This window comes from Haloarcula sp. JP-Z28 (assembly GCF_011440255.1).
In the GTDB taxonomy this organism is placed as follows: Archaea; Halobacteriota; Halobacteria; order Halobacteriales; family Haloarculaceae; genus Haloarcula; species Haloarcula marismortui.
Genome location: NZ_JAAOHT010000007.1, coordinates 1 through 23,473, shown reverse-complemented (window position 1 = coordinate 23,473; position 23,473 = coordinate 1). Strand labels below are relative to the sequence as shown.

Below are 23,473 nucleotides of genomic sequence, written 5' to 3'. Positions count from 1 at the left end.
CAACGTTGGCCCCCGATACGACCCGATTTCCAACCGTATCCACAGGACTGTGAATAACGCCCTGAAACGGCCAGATACAGACGACTGTATGGTGCTGCTGTAGGAGTACAGTTGAGTGTAATCGCGGCGTAAAGCACCGTTATACCGGGTACACACGACTGTACTCCATTCTACCCAGACACACATCATAAACCCTGTATTTTGTCCCGTCAGGGCTTCTCGCTTCTATTCCACCGCTATTCTGGATAGATGATGATGTAAACAGTAGATAAGTATAAATACTCCCTGCCAGACGGCGTGATTGATGCACCCTACCAGAAACCGCTGTATCGGAAGGTTTCGAGCGATAGACTTGCGTAGCGAGGTGGTGCCGAAATGAGAGTCCGACATCGCCTCCCGGAGCGGGTGGCTGGTGGAAGTTCGGCCTGTCCGGACGAACAGATTGCGGGGGTGAGAACCAATGTCTGAACACACACTGGTGTTGATGGCACTGCTACCACTGGCGACGATTGCGGTGCTGATGGTCGGGCTGTACCAGCCCGCGACACGGACGATGCCCATCGCGTGGGCGGTGGCGGCCATCGCCGCTTTCGTCGGCTGGCAGATGTCCCCTACGCTGATCGCCGCCGCATCAATACGTGGGGCGCTGACAGCGACCAGAATTCTTGTCATCGTCTTTGGGGCGATACTCCTGCTGTACACGCTGAAACAGTCCGGTGCGTTCGAGGTCATCAACGCAGGGTTCTCCTCGATTAGCGACGACCGGCGCGTACAGGTCATCCTGCTCGTCTTCCTCATGGGGTCGTTCATCGAGGGCGCGGCTGGCTTCGGGACGCCCGCAGCCATTGTTGGCCCGCTGCTGGTCGGTCTGGGCTTCCCGCCACTGGCCGCAGTGGTCGTTGCGCTCACGGGGAATATCCTCGCAATCACCTTCGGTGCGGTCGGGACGCCGCTGATCATCGGACTGCGTGACGTGGTGTTCGCGGAGGGCACGGGCGCCTCACAGCAGGTGCTTCAGCAGGGTGGCTTCGCGAGCGTCGGTGCCTACGTCGCCCAGATTGGCGTGTGGGCGGCGCTCATCCACGCTATCGTTGGCATCGCCATCCCGTTCATCGGCGTGGCGATGATGACCCGGTTCTTCGGCGAGGAGCGGTCGATCAAGCCTGCGCTCGAAGTCCTGCCGCTGTGCCTATTCGCGTGGGCTTCCTTTGCCATTCCGTACGTCGCTACCGCGTACTTCCTCGGCCCGACGTTCCCGGCGCTGCTGGGTGCGATGGTCGGGCTGCTCGTGGTCACGACGACGCTGCGAGCTGGCTACTTCCTCCCCGATGAGGAATGGGACTTCGGCCCGCAGGCCCAGTGGCCGGACCACTGGATCGGCAGCATCGAACCCGGAGAGGGTGTCGGCACCACGTCGGGCGGGAGCCGAGAGGGAACTGTTGCAGCTGACGGTGGCACGGCAACGTTTGAAGACTCGCACTCGCAGGATATGTCGCTGGGTATGGCCTGGCTGCCGTACCTCCTCGTCGCCGCGTTGCTCGTCGTGACCCGCGTCGTCGGTCCGGTTCAGGAGTTCCTGGCGACCAACGGCGTTCTCATGTGGAACAACATCCTTGGCACGCCGTTCTCGGAGGGCGTCGAGATGTTCTACCTCCCGGGGAGCCTCTTCGTGCTGGTTGCCGTGATTACCTACGCGCTCCACGGGATGTCCACCGACGAAATCAAGGCCTCGTGGAGTGAGGCGCTTCGGAACATTGCACCGGCTGTCGTCGCGCTGTGGTTCGCGGTCGCAACGGTCATGATCATGCAGCGGACCGGTAGTGCAATCGTGCTGGAGACCGCGCCGATCAACTCCGGGATGCTCGGTCTGTTGTCAGAAATCACGGCAAGTGGGACCGGCCAGATGTTCCCGTTCTTCTCGGGCTTCATCGGCGCGTTCGGCGCGTTCATCGCCGGTTCGAACACTGTCAGCGACATCCTGTTCGGGCTGTTCCAGTTCCAGGCCGCACAGCAGATCGGCGCGCCGACCCAGATCGTCGTTGCCGCACAGGCGGTCGGCGGCGCAATCGGCAATCTCATCGCGATTCACAACGTGGTCGCCGCCCTCACGGTGGTCGGCCTTATTGGCGAGGAGGGGCGTGTCATCCGCCTCGAACTGATTCCGGTGCTGTACTACGGCGTGTTCACGGGCATACTGACGCTCATTCTCGCCTACGTCGTGGCTCCGGGCGCGTTCTAACCCGACTCACCTACCCACCTACCCTCCACCTACTCCCTACTCATGGCATACGATTCCCGACTCCCCGAGCAACGTGACCCGGCGACAGACCCGAGCGCGAACTACGACTATCAGGGCGACAGCGTCAACCGACCGGACCTTGTTTCGGCGCTGGAGCAGCGCGTGGACGGCGACGTACGCTTCGACACGTACACTCGTGAGCTGTTCGCAACCGACGCGAGCGCGTACGAACAGCTCCCCATCGGCGTCGTCTCGCCGGTCTCGACCGAGGACGTGGTCGCGGTGATGGAGTACTGCGCCGCGGAGGATATTCCGGTGCTTCCACGGGGCGGCGGGACCAGTCTCGCCGGGCAGGCCGTCAATGAGGCGGTCGTCCTCGATTTCAAGCGGTACATGGATGAGCCGCTGTCGGTCGACCCGGATGCACAGCGGGCCCGTGCGCAGGTCGGCATCACTATCGCCCGGCTTAACGACCGGCTCGAACCCCACGGGCTGAAGTTCGCGCCGGACCCGGCGTGGGGTGATAAGAGCGTCCTCGGCGGTGCAATCGGGAACAACACGACCGGCGCACACTCGCTGAAATACGGCAAGACAGACGCCTATATCGAGGAGTGTGAGGTCGTTCTCGCGGACGGAACTCGGACGACCTTCGGCTGGGTGGACGTCGAGGACATCGAAGCGCGGGCAGCCGAGGTCGGCCCGGACGCCGACCTCGAAACCCGGATTTACGCCGAAGTCGCGAAGATCCTCTCGGAGGACGCGACGGAGATAGACGCCAGATATCCGGAGCTCAAGCGCAACGTCTCGGGATATAATCTGGATGAACTGGTCGACAGCGCTAGGGAACGCGGCGAAGTCAACCTTGCCCGCTTGCTCGCCGGGAGCGAAGGGACACTGGCTGTTGTCACTGAGGCGACAGTCTCGCTCGAACCCGTTCCCGACGCTACGGCCATCGCCATGCTGACCTACGACGACATCATCTCGGCGATGCAAGACGTCGCCCCGATTCTCGACCATGACCCATCGGCTGTCGAGGTGATGGACGACGTGCTTCTGGACCTTGCCGCGGAGACGCCAGAGTTCGCCGATGTCGTCAGTATGCTCCCCGAAGAGACGGATTCGACGCTGCTTGTCGAGTTCTACGCCGATTCGCCCGATGATGGCGCTCAGAAGGTCGCCGACCTGCTCGCCGACCGACTCCCGGGCTACGACGCCAGAGAGTCCCCGAGCGAGGAGGCGAGTTCGGTTACCGATGCCCCAGTCCACGCTGTCGATGCGCTGGAGGCATACGACGCGGACCGGCAGGCGAAGTTCTGGAAGATGCGCAAGGCTGGGTTGCCGATCCTCCTGTCGCGGACTGGTGACGACAAGCACTGGCCGTTCGTCGAGGACACGGCGGTTCCGGCCGAGAATCTCCCGGAATACATCGCCGACATCCGGGAGTTGTTCGACGAGCACGACACATTTGCCTCCTACTACGCCCACGCCGGCCCCGGCGTCCTGCACATCAGGCCGCTATTGAACCTGAAATCCGGGGATGGCATCGAGACGATGGAGGCCATCTCCGACGCTATCACTGACCTTGTCGTCCAGTACGATGGGTCCGTGTCGGGTGAACACGGCGACGGTCGCGCCCGAACCCAGTGGAACCGCAAGCTCTACGGCGACGACCTCTGGGAGACGTTCCGCGACCTAAAGTCGGCGTTCGACCCTGACTGGCGGCTGAACCCGGGCAACATCTGTGGTGAGCACGACCCGGCTGAGAATCTCCGGTACGACCCCGACTACGAGTTCGACGCGGGCTTCGACCCCGCACTCGACTGGGACAACGAGAACGGGTTCCAGGGGATGGTCGAACTCTGTCACGGCTGTGCGGGCTGTACCGGCCATCAGGAGACTACCGGCGGCGTCATGTGTCCGACCTACCGCGCCGCAGAGGAGGAAATCACGAGCACTCGCGGCCGGGCGAACATGCTCCGGTCGGCGATGGACGGAGACCTCCCCGACGACCCCTTCGAGGAGGAGTTCGTCACCGAGGTTCTGGACCTCTGTATCGGCTGTAAGGGCTGCAAAAAGGACTGTCCAAGCGGCGTTGACATGGCGAAGCTCAAGGCCGAGGTGGTCCACGAACATCACCAGCGAGAGGGTATTTCGCTTCGTGACCGGCTGTTCGCCAACGTCGAGACAGTGCTCTCGCTGGGAAGCACGTTCGCCCCGGTGTCGAACTGGCTGATGGACCTGCCGGGCTCGGGACTGCTCATGGAGAAAACGGTCGGTATCACAGAAGAGCGGACGCTACCCGGCTTCCACCGGACCACGTTCCGGGACTGGTGGGCTGACCGCGGCGGCGCAATGGTCGCGGCGAGCAAAGCTGACCGAAAGGCGCTCTTGCTTGCCGACCCCTACACGAACTATAGCCACCCGGACGTCGGGAAGGCCGCCGTAGAAGTGCTGGAGGCGGCGGGCGTCCACGTGGTCGTGCCTGACGGTGTGACCGACAGCGGTCGTCCCGCGTTCTCCAAGAGTATGCTGGACCACGCCCGCGAGACGGCACAGGCGAACGTGGACGCGCTCGCGCCACGAATCCGCGACGGCTGGGACGTGGTCACTATCGAACCTTCCGACGCAGTCATGTATCAGGTCGACTACTGTGACCTGCTCTCCGGCGACGATGTCGATACCGTCGCGGAGAACACGTATGGCATCTGCGAGTATCTCGATACGTACCGGCTGGGAGAGACGATCCCCTTCGACGAATCGGGCGACTCGCTGGCGTACCACGGCCACTGCCACCAGAAGGCGACAAAGAAAGACCACCACGCTGTCGGCGTTCTGCGCCGGGCCGGATATGCTGTCGACCCGCTTGATTCGGGCTGTTGTGGCATGGCCGGCAGTTTCGGCTACGAGGCCGAACACTACTCGATGAGCGAGGGTATCGCGGACCTCCTGCTGGGACAGATAGATGACTCCCCTGCTGAGCAAGTCGTCGCACCCGGCGCATCCTGCCGGTCCCAGATCGACGATTTCGGCGATGGCGAGACTGAGCCGCCACATCCCATCGAGATGGTCGCAGCGGCGATCCAGTAACCGGGTATGCAGCGACAACCCCCGGCAGTGATCAGAACCCAAACCCGTCTTTCTGCCTGACCGTGACGTCGTGCCCGTCAACTGTTGTCCGAAGCGCCTGTGTGAACGGTTCGGGGTCGAACTGACCGTGGACGCGAACCGTCGTCGCGGAGTCTGTCCGGGGCTGTGCGGTGATTTTCGGCCGACCGATTCGGCCACCCGTGTGGATATCGACGCTGTCGAGTGCGTCGTATGACTGCGTTTCGACCTGTTCGGCTGTCTCGATGGCCGCGGGGACGCCCTCCTCGACCACCTGTGACGCGAATGCGGCAGCCCGCTGGTCCGGCGACCCGAACAACAGGTCGACGGGTGTCAGATAGTCGTACTCGACGAAGTAGGCTCGCTCCGTACAGAACAACACGTCGATAAGCCGGAGCGGGTACGAGCCGCGCATCGTGTAATGCAAGTGGACGCGGAGTTCATCGGTCACGAGAACCACCCTTTCGCAGTGGCCGCGTCAGCGACCGTTCCGTCTGAGGCAACCTTCGCACGTCCCACCCGATACATCGTATACACCTGGACGAGTAGGAAGACCGCCCAGAGGGCGTACCCGCCCGGTGCACTGCCGAGTACGGTCGTCTGCACGGCGAACATCTGTAATCCCAGCCGTGTCGCCAGCCCAGTTCCAATCAGGAGGACGCTGAAATAGCCGAAAAACGCGGCTGCGACCCACATTGCGGCGATCCGACCCCAGCCCGGCATTGTGTGCTCCGGGAGCCGGACTGTATTGACGAGCTGGACGATGACGATGTACGGCCACATCAATAACCCGGACATCGACGCCCCAACGACGAGCAATCCGAAGGGGTCGGATATCGATATCGGCAGGGTGAGGATGAGCACGCCCCAGCCACAGAAGACGGTCAGGAGTCCCCAGAACAGTCGTGGCAGACTCCAGCCCGCCTCCCGACCGTACAGCTCGTAGATAATATCGGAGCTGTTCCGGACGAACGACTCGATAATCGCGTATTCGGTCGTGAACAGGGCGAGAAACAGTGTGACGTAGATGACGCTCGTCGTGAACCCGCCGACCGACGGCGCAATCTCGATGAGCCACATATCGACTGCGTCACTCGTCGCCCCCGGTGCCTGTGACACCGCGATGACGACCAGCATCGTCGTGACCAGCAGGAGGCCCAGCAGGAAGGTCAACAGGTGTTCTAACTGTGTCACGCGCCACCAGCCCCGCCACCGTTTGAGGTTCTGCGTGTCCGGGGTGAACGTGAACCCGTCCTCGTGAACCGTCTCGGGGTCGTCGCCGGCGAAGGGGTTCTTGATTCGGCCCTGATACCGACCCATTCCGTAGCCTTTCTCCCGTATCCAGAGGCTCTGTGAGAGATTGAGGTAGCCGCCCGCGCCGGCGTAGGCCAGCGCCCCGACCAGCACGGCGATGGTTCCGACCGGCGAGTAGTCGCCGACTTCCGTCAGGCTCCCCGGGACGCTGACCAGTACGTCAAGCGACCCGATGAGAACGAACAGCAGCAGTGTGAACGCAATCGACAAGGCCACCAGGATTAGCTGGAGGCTCTCGACGACGTTGTACATCAGCGGCGTCACCTGGTATGTGACCCAGATGAACACCATGAGCCCGATGCCGAACAGTCGCCAGCCAACGATGTCGACGCCGGCGAAGTCGTACGTGCCGAGGGCGAGCCCTTCGGCCCCGATTCGTGCGGCGCTCGCAGCCCACCCTGGCCAGCCGAGACTGACGAACCCGCCTATAAGCATGGCTAGTGGGAGGACCGGGTGCACTCGCTCGAACGCTCGAAACACGCTTTCACCGGTCGCAAGGGTCCATCGCTGTATCTCTGTGTTGATGACAAAGTGAAGACAGACGGCCACGAGGAACAGCCAGTACAGCCCCCACCCGTAGCTGGCGACCAGATGTGGCCAGAACAGCGTCTCACCGCTGCCGAGCGACGCCCCGAGCATGATCGCGCTGGGACCGACGACATGGCGGAGCTTCGGTACTTTCGGCAACGAGAGTTCTCTGAACCGCCCGCCGGTCCCCGTGTCTGGATGGTCGTCGCTCTCCGGTGCCGCCTCGAGGTTATCGTATGCGACCGGGGTATACGAGGAGATTGGGTAGCGCTGCTCTTTGCGGGAGGCGTACACCTCTGCTGTCTCCGACTCCGTCTCTTCCGCTACGTCCGACTGTTCCGTCGGCTTTTCCTCTGGCATCGGTGAACTCACCCACCGACGTAGTGCCAGACGTGTCCGTGGTCGACAGCCAGGTCAACCTGTGGGAGGTCCTCCAGCGCAGGCCCGATAGCGTCCCACCACTCGTCAGCGGTCTTGTACCCCGCCGGATGCTCTTGAAACACCTCGGTAATGAGTTTCCCGGCATCGGTGTCGGGGTTTTCGCGGAGATAGTCGTACGCAGCCCGTAGCGCCGCACGCCGGTCGTCGAGTACATCCCCCGTCCCCGGCAGGTCCGCGTCGGCGATGCTGTGCTCGACCGGGGGCTCTCGTTCCTGTTGGGGTTCCGCGCCCGAGCCGACAAGCTGGGAGAACGGGATCCACCAGACCCGACTCCGTGCCCCGACTTTCCGCGTTTCCAGATCCCCTCGTTCTACGAGTACGTCGAGCTTGTTGTGTGCCGTTTTCCGGGAACAGCCGAGTGCGTCCATCACATCGGTTGCCGTCAACGGTTTCGCCTGGTCCGCCCGATCTTGAAACACCGAGAGCACTCGCTCCGGTGTGAACTCTGCCGTGGACGGTGGCGACCCGTCAGCCCGACCATCGTCCGCGGTATTGCTCATACGTAGCCATTACAGTCGTATGTAATAGACTTTTCTGCATAACCTCCGTTTCGGGAGCAAACACTTTCCCTCCGTCTGACGCTTGATAGACATCAATCACACACGAAGGCATGAATGTACCCTCTCAGTGGATACACCAACAATGGGGTGTCAAAAAGCCTCTTCATTGGTCTCCCTCCGCCAGCGACCACGCTCCGTTGTATCAGTCTAATTCTTGCTCAGCCGGCTCCGGTGCAGACACCGACTGCTCGGTTTCTACGACCGCACGCTCTGGTAGTTCGATGTCAGGTTTCCGACCGAGCGTCAGCAGGCGCTCAGTGAGTGTTAGCTCCTCAGGACTGGGGCTGGGCTTTTGTACTTCCTCGTAGTCGACGATTACCTGCCCCGCCTCGGCCGTGATACGGACCGCACAGAGCTGGTACGAGGGGTAAAACACCGGGGGAAGCAGCCCGATGACACCGTCCCGACGGTGGAGCCGTTTGAGCCAAGTCCCGCTGTTGACGACTAACCCACCGTCGACTGACTGCACGCTCGGTCGGTGCGTGTGACCGTAGCAGAAGACAACCACGTCTTCCTTTTCGTCGAACACTTCGCGGGCGGCTTCCTTGTACGTCGTCTGAGTGTCGACTGTGAGGTCTGTCTCGAAAACGCCAAAGCGATTGATGGTCTTCTTGATATCCCGTCGAAGGAGATACAGCGGGATGCCCACGAGCAACAAGAGCCCGGCCAGCGACGCATTCACCACGAGCAGCACCCAGATGGCGGTCCCGACGGTGCCGAACTGGCCCAGAAACGACGTTGTCGTTTCGACCGGTGCCGACCAGACTCCGAGCAGGTTCAACGCCGCCAGAATCGCCAGGATAGCACTAACGTTGAACAACAGCAGGAACGGGACGAGTGCGTACCGCAACAGCGGGTTCATTTCCCGGTAGAAGTACTTCGAGAGCATCCACACCGGGACTCGTTCCGTTGGCGTCACCGCCTGCACGTCCTTGAGCCAGTTGTACCGACCCCGGTCCGAGAGCTGGCCGGCCCGACTCGTCACCAGCGTGTTGTAGTAGTAGCCAAGCGGCGTCACGTTGGTGTCGCCCCAGTCTTCGATGCGGTTGTTGGGGTCCTGCTGATTGCCGTGTTCGAAGTGGATGGCCTGGTCCCCGACCGGACGGGTAATTGACTTCGACTGGACGAGATTGACGTTGTACGCCGCGAACCGCTCCGCGTACTCGTCATAGGCCGCGAGTTCGTGGTCGTGATTCCCTGGGATCAGGGTTATTTCGATGTTCTCGCCGGTCTTTTGCAACTGCTCGAACAGCGACGGATAGGTCGCTTCGAGGACATCGAACTTCTCCAGTCCCGACATCCCGGTGAACTCCCACAGCCCGAACGCGTCGCCGTTAATGAGTAGCTCGACGTCCTCGTCGGTGGTCTCCAGCCGCGATAAAAAATCAAGCAGTTCGTCCAGAAACTCCACGTCCTCTAGCTGTTCGTCGCCGCCGATGTGGAGGTCGCTGATGACGTAATAGACGCGGTCGTCGGCGGTGCCGTCCATTGAATACGGGTTCTTGACCCACAGACAAAGGCGTTGCTCTCCGGGATATCACGGCGGAAGGTCGTCGCTTCGGCTGGGTGTGTCGCTGGAATACGTGTTCCCGCCGGTGTCGCGACCTGCCCGATTACAGTTCAAGCACGGCCCGGAATCGTGCTTCGTTGTCGATCATCCGGCCGTAGGCCTCATTCACCTCTTCGAGCGGGTAGGTCTCTATTTCCGGTGCGATGTCGCGAAGCGAACTGAACTCAAGCGTGTCCTGTGAGTCGCGTGCGTGTCCGGAGGCCCAGCCCTCGACAGCGCCCCGGGTCTGGACGAGTTGCTGTCCGCTCACCGCTACCGGTTTGCCGGGGACGCCCACAACCACGACGGAGCCGTCGACACCGATGCCGCTGACGATGGAACTGATGGCGTCACTCGACGGTGCCGTCGCCAGCACCACATCGGCCCCACCAAGCTCCTGCAGTCGCTGCCCGGCGTCTGTCTCCGCCGCGTTAATGAAGTGGTCGGCTCCAAGCTCTTTCGCCAGCGATTCTTTTTCGGGCGTTCGGGAGATCGCGGCCGTCTCGAAGCCAGCTGCGTGTGCATACTGGATACCGAGGTGACCGAGGCCGCCGACGCCCTGCACGGCGACGAGGTCGCCGACGTTCGCATCGCTGTTCCGCAGCGCGTTGAATGTCGTCACGCCCGCACAGAGGAGCGGTGCCGCGGCCGCCGCATCAAGTGATTCCGGAATCTTTGCGAGCGCCTCCGACGGTGCGGTCATGTACTCCGCGTACCCGCCGTCGTAGCTCAGCCCGGTGATTTCACCGTTCTCACACTGGAGGAAGTTCCCCTGTCGACACTGGTCACACGTCGAACAGTGGCCGCCGTGCCAGCCGACGCCGACTCTGTCGCCCACGTCCCAGGCGTCGACAGCGTCGCCGACGGCGTCTACGTGGCCCGCCACCTCGTGGCCGGGAACCCGCGGATAGGAGACAACCGGGTTGGTCCCTTCTTTGGCGAACACGTCGCTGTGACAGATGCCACAGGCGTCGACCGAGACCCGTACCTCGCCGGGGTCCGGCTCGGGTACGTCTCGTTCGACGACCTCGAAGTCAGCCCCTGGCTCGGGTACGACTGCCGCTTGCATTGTATCAGACATATCGCTACTTTCGGCTCGACGCTGATAAGCGGCCAGTTAGCAGAGAGCTGTACGGGGCGTTTGTTGGGATGTCCGACCAGACCGCGCCGAGGCGGCTCCTCGTTCAGGACCGGAGCCGCTGGATTCGCTTCTCTGTCGGCGGGTGGGTCGAAAACAGCTTCTCAAACAGCCCCTTGTCGGCGTTGAAAATACAGAGGGCGTTCATGCTGTCGTCGACGGCTGATTCCCGCCCCTCCGCACCGCGAGAGATTTTTTCGAGCGCACGGGCCAGCGGCTCGCCGGTGCCGATGGCGCGGCGCGCGTCCGCGTCGGCAACGTATTCCCGATACCTCGAAATCGCCAGCACGAACACCATGACCAGCGCGTTCGCGAGCGAGGAGGCGATCATCGCCATGATCCAGGAACCGACGTTTCGCTCGCCGCCGAACAGCACTGCGAAGTAAGCGACGTAGCCGACGAGCATTCCGATGGACTGCCCGACGACCATCGTGATGACGTCCCGGTTCTTGATGTGGGCCAGTTCGTGCGCGATGACGCCCTCCAGTTCGTCATCGTCCAACAGTTGCATCAGTTCGCTCGACACGACGACGACACCCGCACCTTTCCGGCCGACGGCGAAGGCGTTGGGCACGCCCATGTCCATCACCATCAGTCGCGGCTCCTCGATACTCATATCCCTGCAGAGCCGCCGGACCATCTGGTGGACGTAGCCGAACCGCTGGTCGTCCGGCATCTCCTCCGCGCCACGGAGTGCCAGCCACTTCCCGAGCTTGTACTGGATCGCCGGCACGACGAGGATGCCGACGAGGAGCACCGGGACAAGCGGCAGGCCTAACAGCACCGACAGTGCCGTTCCGGCGAAAACGTAGAACGCGAACAGAACCGCACCGACGACAAGCATCCGCACCTGTAATCCGAAATCTGTCATACAGGGTCAAATCCGTCCGGCCACATAAACCGTCTGGCTGATAGCGCCGCTTGCGTCACTGGATTTCGCTGTGGATACAGCGCTTACGGCTTGTGGAGCGCGTAACTCCGTCGCCCATGGGTTTCAAGCGTGAGAGACGCCAGCCGCCAGTCGGTCTCTGAACAGAACTGGTGGACGGCAGGGATGACGCCGTTCACGATTTTGTAGTCGTCGCCCGTAATGTACCCGTCATCTGCGACTGCTCGCTGGCTCTCTCTGAGTTCGGCCAGCGTGGCCTCGTATTCATGGGAACTGTTGATGTACACCCAGTCGAGCGAGTCAGTGTCGGTCTCACGGAGCACGGTAATCGGCTCAGCGTCCCGCAGATGTACAGTGCCCTGATGACCGCTGAATCGTTGCTTAACAGCCTGCCGCTCTTCGTCGTTGTCCCACTGGTCGACCAGATAGAGCGTTTCCGGCCGCGTGACCCTGCTGATTGATTCGGCGAAGGAACCGTCTCCAGTACCGAACTCGGCGGCGGTCCCGCTGGTCGGCAGGTGTTCGAGGAGATCCGTCCGTTGGGGGAGAACTTGCACGTGTTCGAGCGCTGCCGCCGGGAGCGACGCCGGCACGCCTTCCTTCCGGTCCAGAATGGCCGCTGCTGCGGCTCCTTCTGTCGTGTCGGGCGGGAACGCGGTCTGATAGAGTCCGGCAATCAGCGGGTAGAGACGGTCCGGACAGGACTCGGTGATAGCGCGCTTTGCCCACGATAGTGACATTCTTTTGAAATGATACTGCAACGGAGAGTAAAAGCATGCCGACTCCCCGCTCGCTATAGAGCCGAAAAGCTATGCGCCTGGGTCCGAAACGGCACCGGCATGCCTGTTTCCCGCTTTCTCCGACGGTTCCGGCCCTACTCTGTCCCGATCTGTCTGTTTACGGTGGTCGGCGCTGCCGTGTTGTTCGTGCCGCTGCTGGTTCTCGGAGACGCGACCGGACGCACATACGCCCTGACAGTGGCGGTTCTCATCGTCGCAATCTCGTCGGTCCTTCCGTACGCTGCCGCCGTCGGTGTTCTAACGGTCCCGTTCCTCTACACTGGCGTCGGGAGCTATGCGTCGCCGGCGGTCCTGCCGACCGACGCAGAGTCCCTTGCGCTGGCCGGAGTCCTCCGACACGTGGTCGCTGGCATCTCGTATGTCGTCGCGGCCACCGCTGTCGGCGCTGTCGGCATCGGCCTTAATTTCGCAGCTTCGAGTGGGTCGGAGCCGTTTCCGGCGGTCGGTTTCCCGTCGTTTCCGTCACTCGGGGTTCCGCCGTTTCTGCTGCTCGGGGGCGTGGTCACCGCTGGTGTCTACGTTACGGTTCAACTGTGGCGGTACGGGAAATCGCTCCGGGACCTTGGTTGGGAGACAGTTCTCGGCACGGGCGTTCTCGGCTTGCTCCTCGCTGTGGCGCCTGTGGTCGCGCTCTGGATTTTCGGGTCGTACGGCTTCTGACCGTCCCCGTGTTCCCTGCGAGAGCCGGCTTATTTGCAGACCGTCCGATAGTCGGTGCTACCCGCCGCCTTCCAAACGGCTTAATGGCGCAAGCATCAGTACTCAATAATGACTCAGCAACAGTCCCCGACAGATGGAGGTCCACGAGCGAGCGGTATGCCGATGCTCGGCCTCGGTACCTGGCAGAATGAAGACGCAGAACAGTGTGCCGAGAGCGTTCGGACGGCGCTGGAGGCCGGCTACCGACATATTGACACCGCACAGGCATACGACAATGAAAGCGCAGTCGGCGACGGTATCGCTGCCGCTGACGTGGACCGCGACGATATTTTCCTGGCGACGAAGGTCTGGATATCGAATCTCTCGCACGACGACGTGATCGAGACGACCGAGGAGAGCCTCGACAAACTCGGCGTCGATTCGGTGGACCTGCTGTACGTTCACTGGGCGGCGGGCGAGTATGAGCCTGAAGAGACGCTTCCTGCGTTCGACGAACTCGTCGACCGCGGCCTTATTGACAACGTCGGCGTCTCGAACTTCGAACCGCACCACGTCGAAACGGCGATGGACGTGCTCGATGCTCCGGTGTTCGCAAATCAGGTTGAGACGCACCCGTTCCTCCAGCAGTCGGAACTCCGTGAGCACGCGGCCGAACAGGACTACGAACTGGTCGCGTACTCGCCGCTGGCCCGCGGTGAAGTGTTCGGTCACGATGTCATCGAAGCCATCGCCGACGACCACGACGCCAGCGAAGCGCAGGTCAGCCTCGCGTGGCTCCGTGAAAAGGGTGTGACGGCGATTCCGAAGGCCACGAGTGAAGCCCACATTACGGACAATCTGGCGAGCCTTGACCTGTCGCTGACGGACGCCGACATCGACCGTATCGACAATATCGATACTGTCGACCGACGTGTCGACCCGGATTTCGGGCCGGCCGCGTGGGACTAAGTCGGCGTCGGAGTTTCTCGGTCGAGTTTGCTAATCGGCTGTCGGTCCGTGACACCATGTCTCCCACAGCCCTCTTCACATTTCGACCCCTTGAACAGGTAATGAGATATTTTTGTTCTGACGGGTGGTCCAACTGACCTGGCCTATGCTGCGGTCCGCGGTCACTGAGCGTCCCTCAATCCCGGCTCGCTACCGCGACAGCGCACTGTTTGTCCTGCTCGCCGTGTTGTTTGGTGGCTCGTTCGTCGCAATCAAAACCGGGCTTCGTGAGCTGCCACCGGTGCTGTTTGCTGGCCTCCGGTTCGACTTGGCGGCGGTGACGTTGCTTGGCTACATCGTCTTTACCCGGCCCAGGTCGACGTGGCTACCCCGGACTCGCGGCGACTTCGTGGGTATCGGGATGGCGGCGCTGTTCCTGATCGCGCTCAACAACGGCCTGTTGTTCCTTGGCCAGGGCGCGACAACGCCCGCAGCGGCGTCCGTGATGTACGGTCTGAACCCGATACTCGCCCCCGTCTTCGCCTGGTGGCTGCTGGGCGACCGACTCTCGTGGCTCGGCGCGCTCGGTATCGGTGTCGCGCTGAGCGGCGTCATCCTCATCGTACAGCCGTCGCCGTCGACGTTCACCGACGCGAGCGCTATCGGGCAACTGCTCGTCCTCGGGGCGGCCGCGGCCGTTGCGCTGGGAAGCGTGCTGCTCCAGCGTGTCGGTCCGCAGATGGACAGTACTCCGCTGACTGCGTGGGCGATGGCCGTCGGCGCGGTGCTCCTCCACGTCGCAAGCCTGCTGGTCGGGGAGCCACCCACGGCCGTCATCGGCATCGGCCCGGAGACGATTGCGAGCATCGTGGCTGTGGGCATTCCCTCGACGGCAGTCGCCTACGCCATCTACTTCGGCCTCATCAATCGCATCGGCCCGGTTCGTGCGAACCTGGTCGCCTATGTCGTGCCGATATTCGCCGCGCTCATGGGCTGGGTCCTGCTCGGCTCGTCGGTGTCACTGTGGACGCTTGTCGGCTTCCTCGTCGTCGTTGCGGGCTTTGCCCTCATCGAGCGCGTGACGATCCGGATGGAGCTTCGCCGGCTCTACCGCCGGTTCGAAGACACGTCGCCGAAGCAGACGCCGCCGTGTGACGACTGAGCAAGTCGACAGGTGACACAGGCCAAGCCAATCATGTACCGGCGGCTCCTAGCTACGGTATGGACCCTTCTGACGTGGAAACTGTGTTCGTCGCCGGAGCCAGCGGTGGGACTGGGCGAGCGACGCTCCGACTGCTCAGTTCGCGTGTGCCGACGGTCCGGGCATTGACCAGCACCTCGGCAAAAACAGACGACCTGCAGGCGGCCGGCGCTGACGAGGTTGTCGTCGACGACTTGCTGCATCCGATTGCGCTGACCGATTCGCTGTCGGATGTCGATGTCGTCCTGAGCGCCGTCGGGTCGGACATCACGGATGTCTGGTCACAAGATGAGTACGTCGACGGTGCGGGAACGACCAATCTACTCGATGCGGCTGTCGACGCCGGCGTGGAGGCGTTCGTCATGGAATCCGCCATCGGCGTCGGCGACGAACCGGCCAGTCCGCTCGCGGCGGCCTTCGATGTTGCCATCCAGCCGATACAGCGCGCCAAAGCAACGGCCGAGGCCGCAATCCGTGAGGCGCCGGTTCGACACACAATTCTCCGTCCTGGCGTCCTCACGAACGGGCCCCGAACTGACACCGTCTCCGTTGCCGAACCCGGCGCGAAGCTCTGGGGAAGCGTTTCGCGGGCCGACGTAGCCCGACTGATGATTGCTGCGCCTGTCACACCGGCGGCGGAAGACCGGACGCTGGAAGTCGTTGCGAAGCCGTCGTTCCCAGACCGCGCGCTACATATCGATTGGCAGCTTCCCGGAAGCAGGCATGCGGGAACCGTGACGGTCGATACCACAGACGGCGGCCCGTAGCGGGCAAGCCACCCGTGTGCAAATACGGCTCCAGCGTGAAAGGTCCCTGATGACTGCTGTGGACCACGTGAACGCCGGGTATCGGCGACTGTACGAGCAGGAGGGGCTCTCGTTTGGGCTCGGATTTCCGCTCACAGACGAAACGGAGTCGACGCCGGATATCGACGCAGAACTCCGGCTGGCAAGCCACGCCGAAGCAGTCGGGTTCGACGCGCTCTGGGCGCGAGACGTGCCGACGTACTGGCCGCGGTTCGGGGACGCCGGCGGGGCCTTCGACCCGTGGTCGCTGCTGTCCCACGTCGCCGCCCACACCGAGTCGGTGGCGCTCGGCACCTCAAGCATCGTCCTCCCGCTGCGCCACCCGCTCCACGTGGCAAAGTCGGCCGCGTCTGTCGACCGGCTCTCCGACGGCCGTCTCGTGCTTGGGGTTGCCTCGGGCGACCGCGACCCGGAGTATCCGGCGTTCAATGTCGACCCCGAAAACCGGGGCCAACTGGTGCGTGAAAGCGTCGACACACTCCGTGCACTCTGGCGAGAGGAGTACCCGACGCTCGAGGGTTCCTGGGGCCAGATTGACGGCGAACTGGATGTCCTCCCGAAGCCGACGACAGACACGCTTCCGCTGTTTCCGACCGGGAACGCCAGACAGTCGACGGAGTGGATCGCCGAGAACGGCGACGGCTGGATATTCTACCACCTTCCCGAATCGACGCTTGAGTCGTATCTCGACACGTGGCGCGGTCACGCGCCGGAGAAGCCGTTCACGATTGCCCTGCAGGTCGAGTTCGCCGACGAGCCGACGGCCGAGCCCGAACCGCTTCATCTTGGCTATCGGGCCGGCGTCGAGTGGTTCCGAGAGTATTTCCGACGGCTCGACGACTACGGCCTTGACCATGTTATAGTCGGGCTTCGTGCTGCGGAGCCAGCGGCGGCGATGACGACGTTCGCCAGCGAAGTCATCGAGGAACTGTGACTCCAGCCGTCGATGGCCGTCTATGTTGATCTCGCGGCGCGGTCACTCTGAGATATCTGGATACGACTGTCGACTGCCCTGTGTCTTTCTGGCGACCAATTGAGCGGTGGCGGCGGTCGTCCCGTCCGTCGTCGTGGTTCGCTCGTTGTAGTGTAGCACGGTTAGCCCGAGTCCCGCCCTGAGCAGTTCGTTCGAGGCGAACCGGTATCGGTCTCCCGAGGGGCCGCCGTCCACGTCGTCGGTCGTCCGGAGGTGGTGCTGAATGAACAGACAGCCGCCGTCGGCCAGCGCCTCAATGATATCGGGGAGGCGGTCGACGGGCCGATAGAAGCTAATCGTAATGACATCGTACGTCGACGCCGGGTACGCGAACGATTCGAGATCTGCCTGTAGCCACTCGATATCGCCTTCGACGCCTGCCGCGCGTGCGTTTTCACGGGCAATCTGAAGCCCCGCACGCGACTGGTCGACCGCATCGACGCGGTACCCGGCCGCTGCGACCGGCAGTGCGTTGCGCCCGGTCCCAGTTGCGATGTCAAGCGCCCGACCCGGTGGAAAGGTCGGCAGGTATCGTTCTAACACTGGATGTGGGTCCGGACGTTGCGGGTACGTCCCCGTTCGGTATCGCTCGTCCCAGGTCGTCATGGCTCCGGTAACCACCCGCCAAGACATGAAGCCTGTGGGCTGTGCCACAGCGCTTGCGTTGCGTTCCGTTTCCGGGCGCGACAATCTCAACTGACTTATCTGCACACCTGTGACCTATCCACAGGCTACCAGCTATGGACAGTCAAACCGGTGTGACCAGACGGCGACTGCTTCTCGGTCTCGGAAGCGGACTCGGTCTGCTTGGGGGTGGCGGTGCCTACGTGTACTGGTCGCTGCAGGGCGACTCCGGCGAGTATACTGCGCCGAACTCACAGCCAGTCGTCACTACGCGCGGACTTCTCGACTCAGCCGAGGAACCGGCCGCTGAGACCGAGGGCGCGTGGTCGTTCGAACACGCGTCGGAGGTGTTCCTGTTCGTCCACGGATTCAGTACCGACGCTGAGACGGCGCGAGATAATGCCTACACAGCGCAGCTAGCGCTCGGAGAGTCCACATCCGCACCGGTTGTCGCATACAGTTGGGATTCCGACGTCGAATGGGAGCAGGCCAAGGACAACGCTGTGGCGAACCGTACTCTCCTCGCCCAGTGGCTGATGGAGTGGGCCGAAATCGACGGGCGACCCGTCCACGTGCTCGCCCATTCGCTTGGCGCGCGGGTGACCGGCGAGACACTTCGCGTGCTTGCCGAGCAAGGGGCGACAGACGTGCTTGCTTCGGTGTCACTGCTCGGCGGCGCTATTCCCTACGATAGCGTGGTGCAAGGTGGCCGTTACGGCGACGCTATCGAGGCTGTTGACGCTCCGGTGTCGAACTTCTACAGCCAGAACGACAAGGTCCTCTCATGGGTGTACCGAGCGTCGGACCGGACACACGCCGTCGGCCACGCTGGAACGCGTGACGCTGGGCCGCTTCCCGACGGCTACCAAGACGTGAATGTCACTGACCTCGTTGCCGACCACTACTCGTACTTCGAACCGGGTGAGGGTTGTCTGGCGCGTGTCGTTGCTGAAATCGAGTGATGTGGCTCTGCCTTCACTGCTGCTAATAGAACTATATACGGCGGAAGTGTTACCTCAACTATGGGAACTACTGACAAACCAACGGCTGCTACGCGCCGGAGTGGAACATGAGCCTCTTTACTGCTGTTGTCGTTTTCGTGGTGGGGCTGCTCTCAGGCATCGTTGTCCGGTGGGTCGCTGGACTTGCTGCCGTTCTTGCGCTCGTTCTGGTGCTGTTGGGTGTCACCACGCCGGATATCGGTCTGGTAAACTTCGTGGTCGAACAGTACTACCAGGGTAACGAACTACTGTTTCTCGCCGGACTGCTGTTCGGGCTGGACGCCGAACACACCAGAGATGCCGTCGAGGGGTGACTTACAATCCTCGAACTCGCTGAGCCTGTTGGACTGGCGTTTCGGGGGAAGTGTCCATCAATGACGAGCGTTTGAGTGCGCTGTCACAGCGTTGCTGGTCCAGATAAACCGTGGTTACGCTTCAGGACAGAAAATATACGAATGGCGGATACCGCTGTCATACGTGAGTGACCCCGCGGGCGTTCTGAGTAGCGTTGCAACTGAGTAGAGGTCGCCGGCCGCTCCCGCTGTATTGAACAGCAGGGCGAGGAAGGCTGCGAACGCGAGAAGCGGGAGTGGAACGAACAACACGGGGAGAAGCAACGCGTCGAGTACAACGAGCGGCGCGATGCCGACGATAATATTGTGAGTCCGCTCCTGAAACTGATGAAACGCTGCCATATAAAACGCGCCGAGCTGTGGGGCCACGCCGTAGGAAACATCGTAGCCGAACCATCGATAGGCGAGCCCGTGAACTAGTTCATGGAGCACAGTAGCTGCGACAATCGTGCCGATGCATGTGACCGCGACCAGCCCAGACGCGAGCGTGAACGTGATGCCTGTGGCGGTTTCGTCGACCGAAAAAACGGCGTCGAGTGCGGTTCCCTGGGCGTACCAGAGTATGCCGCCGAACACCACCGCAGCGACCGGTACCAGCACACTCACGAGACCGAGTATCACCAGCGGCGGGTATCGAAACGGCCGGGGTGACTGATAGCCCGCCGGCGTTGCAGGGCGCAACGTGTCGGCGGGAGTGTAATCGCTTGTCGGCATACCCGTGATTCAGCCGGAGGACTGAAAAATCAGGATGTCACTTTCGCCCGGTTGTAACTGAGAAGCAACCAGTCACTGCCGGTTGGTTCGACAGCAGGCGGCGAGCATATATTCGCTCTCATACAGCTATATAGAACTCATATAAAGCACCTATACCAGATTCACCGATGTTTCACAAACGACCTTACATAGATGGCTTCACCACCGACGTTTCATCCGGACCTCGGCGCACCACACCAGCGAATCCGCGGTCACAGATGGGAGGAAATCTACGTTGTCGGCGACGTCCACGGGTGTCGTCCGACCCTCGAACGCCTCCTGAACCGGTTAGACCCCACCCCGGACGAACTCGTGGTCTTCGTTGGTGACCTCGTCCGAAAAGGTCCGGACAGCGCTGGTGTCGTCGACATGGTCCGGCATACGCCGAACTTCCTCACCGTCCGTGGCAACAACGAGCAGAAACTCATCGACGGCCGCAAATCGATTCCGTCGTTGACCGACGACGACCTCTCGTGGATGGCGTCGCTCCCGGTGGCAATCTCGTGGGACGATTCGCTGGTCGTCCACGGTGGCGTCGACCACCGCAAGTCAATCGCGGAGCACGAACTGACTGAACTGCTGAACATGCGCTCACTTGTTCCGGACGGAAGCTACGACCGCCCGTACTGGTTCGAAACACGCCGTGCTGACCCTCGCATCTTCTTCGGTCACACGGTGCTTTCCGAGCCATTCGAGACACCTACTGCGGTTGGTCTAGACACCGGGTGCGTCTACGGCGGGCAGTTGACGGCGTACCAGTGCTCGACGCAGGAGTTCGTCACGGTGGACCCGGAGACGACCCACGAAGCCCGGTCGTCCGATAGCATCGTCGACCCGGAGCGTGCCCCGCCGACATCAACGTAAGCCGATGGACCACGATTCAGAACCCGCCATCCCCGCGTACGAGCCAGCGGATGTCGACCTGACCGACTCGTCGCTGTATCTCAACCGTGAATTGAGTGCGCTCGCGTTCCAGCGGCGCGTGCTCCACGAGGCGCTGGACGAACGGAATCCGCTGTTGGAACGGGTCCGGTTCCTCGCTATCGTCACTCGCAATCTCGACGAATTCACGATGAAACGCATCGGCGGCCTCAAACAGCAGATAGAAGCCGATGTGACCGAAACGGCCCCAGACGGTCGAACGCCCGAGGAGCAGTTGGCGGCGGTCCACGAGACCCTGCGGCCGATGCTAGCGACGCAGGCCCGCTGTTACCGCGACGCGATTCGTCCCGCGCTTGCTGCGGAAGGTATCGAGATTCTCGACTACGACGACGCTGCTGACGCGGAACAGTCTGAACTGCGAACCTACTTTGAGGAGTCTGTGTTGCCGACCCTGACACCGCTTTCGTTCGACCCGGCACATCCGTTCCCGTTTATTTCTAATCGGTCGCTCTCGCTCGCTGTACTCACCCGGCATCCGAACGCCGAGGACCCGACGTTCACCCGAATCAAGATTCCGCCGAACAGGCCGCGGTTGGTCCAACTCGGGGACGATACTCGATACGTACTGCTTGAGGAGGTCATCCGTGCGAACCTTGATCTACTGTTACCGAACGTCGAAATCGTCGACACGGCCCTGTTCCGACTGACCCGCAACGCGGAGGTCCGACGTAATCAGGAGATTGCCGAGGACCTCATTGACATGGTCGAAGACGTCCTCGAACAGCGGCGATTCGCGTCGGTCGTCAGAATGGAACTCTCTCCCGACGCCGACTCCCGTATTCGCTCTACGCTTGCGACACAGCTCGGTCTCGACGAGCGCGAGATATACGACCTCCCGGGTCCGCTGGATTACCGGGATTTCGCGGAGTTGACCGACCTTGACCGACCGGACCTCTCGCTGGACGAGTGGACGCCACAGCCACACCCCCGTCTCAACGGTCACCGACAGCAGTCGTTCGGGAGGCCGGATACGACGGACCCGAGTGTCTTCCGGCGCATTCAGGACGGAGACATCTTGCTGCATCACCCGTACCACGACTTCACGGACACCGTCCAGCGGTTTCTCTCAGCAGCAGCCGAAGACCCGGACGTTCTGGCGGTGAAAGCAGCTATCTACCGGACCGCAAGCGACTCACAGATCATCCAGTCGCTGATAACAGCCGCTGAAAACGGGAAACAGGTGGCGGTGATGGTCGAACTGAAGGCCCGCTTCGACGAGCAGAACAACCTCGAATGGGTTCGCAAACTGGAGGAAAACGGTATCCACGTCGCCTACGGAACGGTGGGGCTGAAGACCCATACGAAGACGGCGCTGGTCGTTCGGGAGGAAGACGACGGCGTCGAACTGTACTCCCACATCGGCACGGGGAACTATCACTCCGAGACGGCGAAGGGATACGTCGACCTCGGACTGTTGACCGCCGACCGTGACATCGGCCGCGACCTGACCAAGGTGTTCAATTTCTTCACCGGGCCGTCGCTGGACGAGGAGTTCCGCGAACTCCTCATCGCACCGGTGACCATGCGCAAGGAGTTCACCCGGTGCATCCGTCGGGAAGCACAGCACGCACAGGCCGGTCGGCCTGCCCGTATTGTCGCAAAAATCAACGGACTCGAAGACCCCGGTATCGTCGCCGAACTGTACCGCGCATCGATGGCAGGCGTCGATATCGACCTCATCGTCCGCGATATCTGCCGCCTCCGACCCGGACTGGAAGGCATCAGCGAAAACATCTCGGTGTACTCGCTCGTCGGCCGCTTTCTAGAGCATTCCCGTATCTTCTACTTCGAGAACGGCGCACGGGGCGACCCCGCTACCGAAGACGACTGGGGCGACCCCGAGTACTACATCGGTAGCGCCGACTGGATGACCCGCAACCTTGATTACCGGGTCGAAGCAGTCACACCCGTGACAAGCCCCAAAATCCAGCGCCAACTCCGTTTCACCCTCGACCTCCTCCTCTCGGACAACCGCAAGCTCTGGGAGATGGACAGCGACGGCGAGTACCACCAGCGGTATCCGGACGACGGCGAGCGCGTGATCAGCGCACAGGACATCCTGATGCGAGAAGCGCTAAAAGCCGGTCGCTCTGAGAACCTCATTACAGGTATCCCCGGTGACTATCCGATAGCCGGTGACCTCTGTATCGCAGGCGAGAGCACCCGGCAGGCGGCGGCAGATACCGCTGAGGGTAACCCAACTGAAGTCACAGATGGTGGGGAGACCGACGAGGTACTTTCGACGTACGGCGACCGGTGGTACGTCCCGGACAGCGTCGTGTACAACTACGCTGTTCGAACGCCCGATGGAGAGCGGCGCTACCTCAAAACCAAAGCTGGCGTCACTGATCTCCTCGAACGACTGTATAGCGATACGGAATAGCTATTCGGCTATACTATTTCTCAGTTTCTTTTCGGCTCAGTAACTGCGTTGCCCCATCAATATGGGACCGCTTCACACAAAATGTGTTTCGCTCTTGCGAAGGAGATTGTTGATAGCGAGAGCAGCGGCTGAAAGTCGAAGAGGGCAAGGGCACCGCGCTAGCGGTGCCCGATATGTTCCCAATAAGCCGGTTCGTGTCGGAATCGGCTGCAGCGGACCTGTTGCAGCAGGTTCGCTGGCGTGATGGCGTCGAGTGCCCCCGCTGCCGTTCTGACCTGACGGTCAGA

At 62.0% G+C, this 23,473-nt stretch carries 21 protein-coding genes; 12 read left to right on the top strand and 9 right to left on the bottom strand.

What is annotated here, in order from left to right; all coding sequences use genetic code 11:
• Positions 1-460: 460 nt before the first annotated feature.
• Both G9463_RS05060 and G9463_RS05055 read left to right on the top strand, forming a co-directional pair.
• Entirely contained in the window at positions 461-2,239 is a 1,779-nt protein-coding gene (locus tag G9463_RS05060; protein WP_004965411.1) for an L-lactate permease, read from the top strand.
• Positions 2,240-2,281: 42 nt separating this feature from the next.
• Positions 2,282-5,326 carry an FAD-binding and (Fe-S)-binding domain-containing protein gene (locus G9463_RS05055; RefSeq protein ID WP_165896150.1) on the top strand — a complete coding sequence of 1,015 codons (3,045 nt, stop codon included), beginning with the start codon at positions 2,282-2,284 and terminating at the stop codon, positions 5,324-5,326.
• A 31-nt stretch (positions 5,327-5,357) separates the two neighbouring features.
• Here the strand turns inward: G9463_RS05055 and G9463_RS05050 are convergent, their stop codons facing one another.
• From G9463_RS05050 to G9463_RS05020, 7 genes are all read right to left on the bottom strand, one after another.
• Entirely contained in the window at positions 5,358-5,804 is a 447-nt protein-coding gene (locus G9463_RS05050; protein WP_007190597.1) for a hypothetical protein, read from the bottom strand.
• A complete protein-coding gene (locus tag G9463_RS05045; protein WP_165896149.1) occupies positions 5,792-7,546 on the bottom strand; it encodes an Nramp family divalent metal transporter in 1,755 nt (584 codons plus the stop codon). The genes G9463_RS05050 and G9463_RS05045 overlap by 13 nt, the downstream gene beginning before the upstream one ends.
• 8 nt (positions 7,547-7,554) lie before the next feature.
• Positions 7,555-8,127, bottom strand: a complete 573-nt coding sequence (locus tag G9463_RS05040) for a helix-turn-helix transcriptional regulator (RefSeq protein WP_004965402.1) — start codon at positions 8,125-8,127, stop codon at positions 7,555-7,557.
• Between the two features lie 202 nt (positions 8,128-8,329).
• Entirely contained in the window at positions 8,330-9,676 is a 1,347-nt protein-coding gene (locus G9463_RS05035) for a metallophosphoesterase (RefSeq protein ID WP_011222690.1), read from the bottom strand.
• A 124-nt stretch (positions 9,677-9,800) separates the two neighbouring features.
• Positions 9,801-10,805: an alcohol dehydrogenase gene (locus G9463_RS05030; RefSeq protein WP_165896181.1), complete on the bottom strand. Its 1,005-nt coding sequence runs from the start codon at positions 10,803-10,805 to the stop codon at positions 9,801-9,803.
• Positions 10,806-10,920: 115 nt separating this feature from the next.
• Complete coding sequence (locus G9463_RS05025; RefSeq protein ID WP_165896148.1) at positions 10,921-11,745, bottom strand: M48 family metallopeptidase; 825 nt, start codon at positions 11,743-11,745, stop codon at positions 10,921-10,923.
• Positions 11,746-11,828: 83 nt separating this feature from the next.
• Positions 11,829-12,503 (bottom strand): class I SAM-dependent methyltransferase, encoded by a 675-nt coding sequence (locus G9463_RS05020; protein WP_007190593.1) that lies wholly within the window; start codon positions 12,501-12,503, stop codon positions 11,829-11,831.
• A gap of 99 nt (positions 12,504-12,602) precedes the next feature.
• On the opposite strand from G9463_RS05020, the gene G9463_RS05015 reads away from it, so the two are divergent.
• The 5 genes from G9463_RS05015 to G9463_RS04995 all read left to right on the top strand — a co-directional run bounded on the left by G9463_RS05015 (position 12,603) and on the right by G9463_RS04995 (position 17,091).
• Positions 12,603-13,223, top strand: a complete 621-nt coding sequence (locus G9463_RS05015) for a hypothetical protein (RefSeq protein ID WP_193569538.1) — start codon at positions 12,603-12,605, stop codon at positions 13,221-13,223.
• Between the two features lie 156 nt (positions 13,224-13,379).
• Positions 13,380-14,171 carry an aldo/keto reductase gene (locus G9463_RS05010; protein ID WP_004965389.1) on the top strand — a complete coding sequence of 264 codons (792 nt, stop codon included), beginning with the start codon at positions 13,380-13,382 and terminating at the stop codon, positions 14,169-14,171.
• Positions 14,172-14,316: 145 nt separating this feature from the next.
• Positions 14,317-15,312 carry a DMT family transporter gene (locus G9463_RS05005; protein ID WP_011222695.1) on the top strand — a complete coding sequence of 332 codons (996 nt, stop codon included), beginning with the start codon at positions 14,317-14,319 and terminating at the stop codon, positions 15,310-15,312.
• 59 nt (positions 15,313-15,371) lie between these two features.
• Positions 15,372-16,118 (top strand): NAD(P)-binding oxidoreductase, encoded by a 747-nt coding sequence (locus tag G9463_RS05000; RefSeq protein ID WP_127014651.1) that lies wholly within the window; start codon positions 15,372-15,374, stop codon positions 16,116-16,118.
• 49 nt (positions 16,119-16,167) lie between these two features.
• Complete coding sequence (locus tag G9463_RS04995; protein ID WP_165896147.1) at positions 16,168-17,091, top strand: LLM class oxidoreductase; 924 nt, start codon at positions 16,168-16,170, stop codon at positions 17,089-17,091.
• A 42-nt stretch (positions 17,092-17,133) separates the two neighbouring features.
• Here G9463_RS04995 and G9463_RS04990 read toward each other — a convergent pair whose 3' ends face one another.
• A complete protein-coding gene (locus G9463_RS04990) occupies positions 17,134-17,736 on the bottom strand; it encodes a bifunctional 2-polyprenyl-6-hydroxyphenol methylase/3-demethylubiquinol 3-O-methyltransferase UbiG (protein WP_165896146.1) in 603 nt (200 codons plus the stop codon).
• 134 nt (positions 17,737-17,870) lie between these two features.
• Here G9463_RS04990 and G9463_RS04985 point away from each other — a divergent pair, with 134 nt between their 5' ends.
• Both G9463_RS04985 and G9463_RS04980 read left to right on the top strand, forming a co-directional pair.
• The gene (locus G9463_RS04985) at positions 17,871-18,716 is read left to right on the top strand and encodes a DUF726 domain-containing protein (RefSeq protein ID WP_165896145.1); all 846 of its coding nucleotides are present in this window, start codon (positions 17,871-17,873) and stop codon (positions 18,714-18,716) included.
• A 107-nt stretch (positions 18,717-18,823) separates the two neighbouring features.
• Complete coding sequence (locus tag G9463_RS04980) at positions 18,824-19,069, top strand: hypothetical protein (protein WP_011222700.1); 246 nt, start codon at positions 18,824-18,826, stop codon at positions 19,067-19,069.
• Positions 19,070-19,183: 114 nt separating this feature from the next.
• Here the strand turns inward: G9463_RS04980 and G9463_RS04975 are convergent, their stop codons facing one another.
• Positions 19,184-19,822 carry a DUF3267 domain-containing protein gene (locus tag G9463_RS04975; RefSeq protein ID WP_165896144.1) on the bottom strand — a complete coding sequence of 213 codons (639 nt, stop codon included), beginning with the start codon at positions 19,820-19,822 and terminating at the stop codon, positions 19,184-19,186.
• 192 nt (positions 19,823-20,014) lie between these two features.
• On the opposite strand from G9463_RS04975, the gene G9463_RS04970 reads away from it, so the two are divergent.
• The 3 genes from G9463_RS04970 to G9463_RS04960 form a co-directional block, all read left to right on the top strand.
• The gene (locus G9463_RS04970; protein ID WP_014031236.1) at positions 20,015-20,725 is read left to right on the top strand and encodes a metallophosphoesterase family protein; all 711 of its coding nucleotides are present in this window, start codon (positions 20,015-20,017) and stop codon (positions 20,723-20,725) included.
• 4 nt (positions 20,726-20,729) lie between these two features.
• A complete protein-coding gene (gene ppk1 / locus G9463_RS04965; protein WP_165896143.1) occupies positions 20,730-23,186 on the top strand; it encodes a polyphosphate kinase 1 in 2,457 nt (818 codons plus the stop codon).
• A 173-nt stretch (positions 23,187-23,359) separates the two neighbouring features.
• A partial coding sequence (locus G9463_RS04960) for a transposase (protein WP_165896142.1) occupies positions 23,360-23,473 on the top strand: 114 nt, incomplete at its 3' end.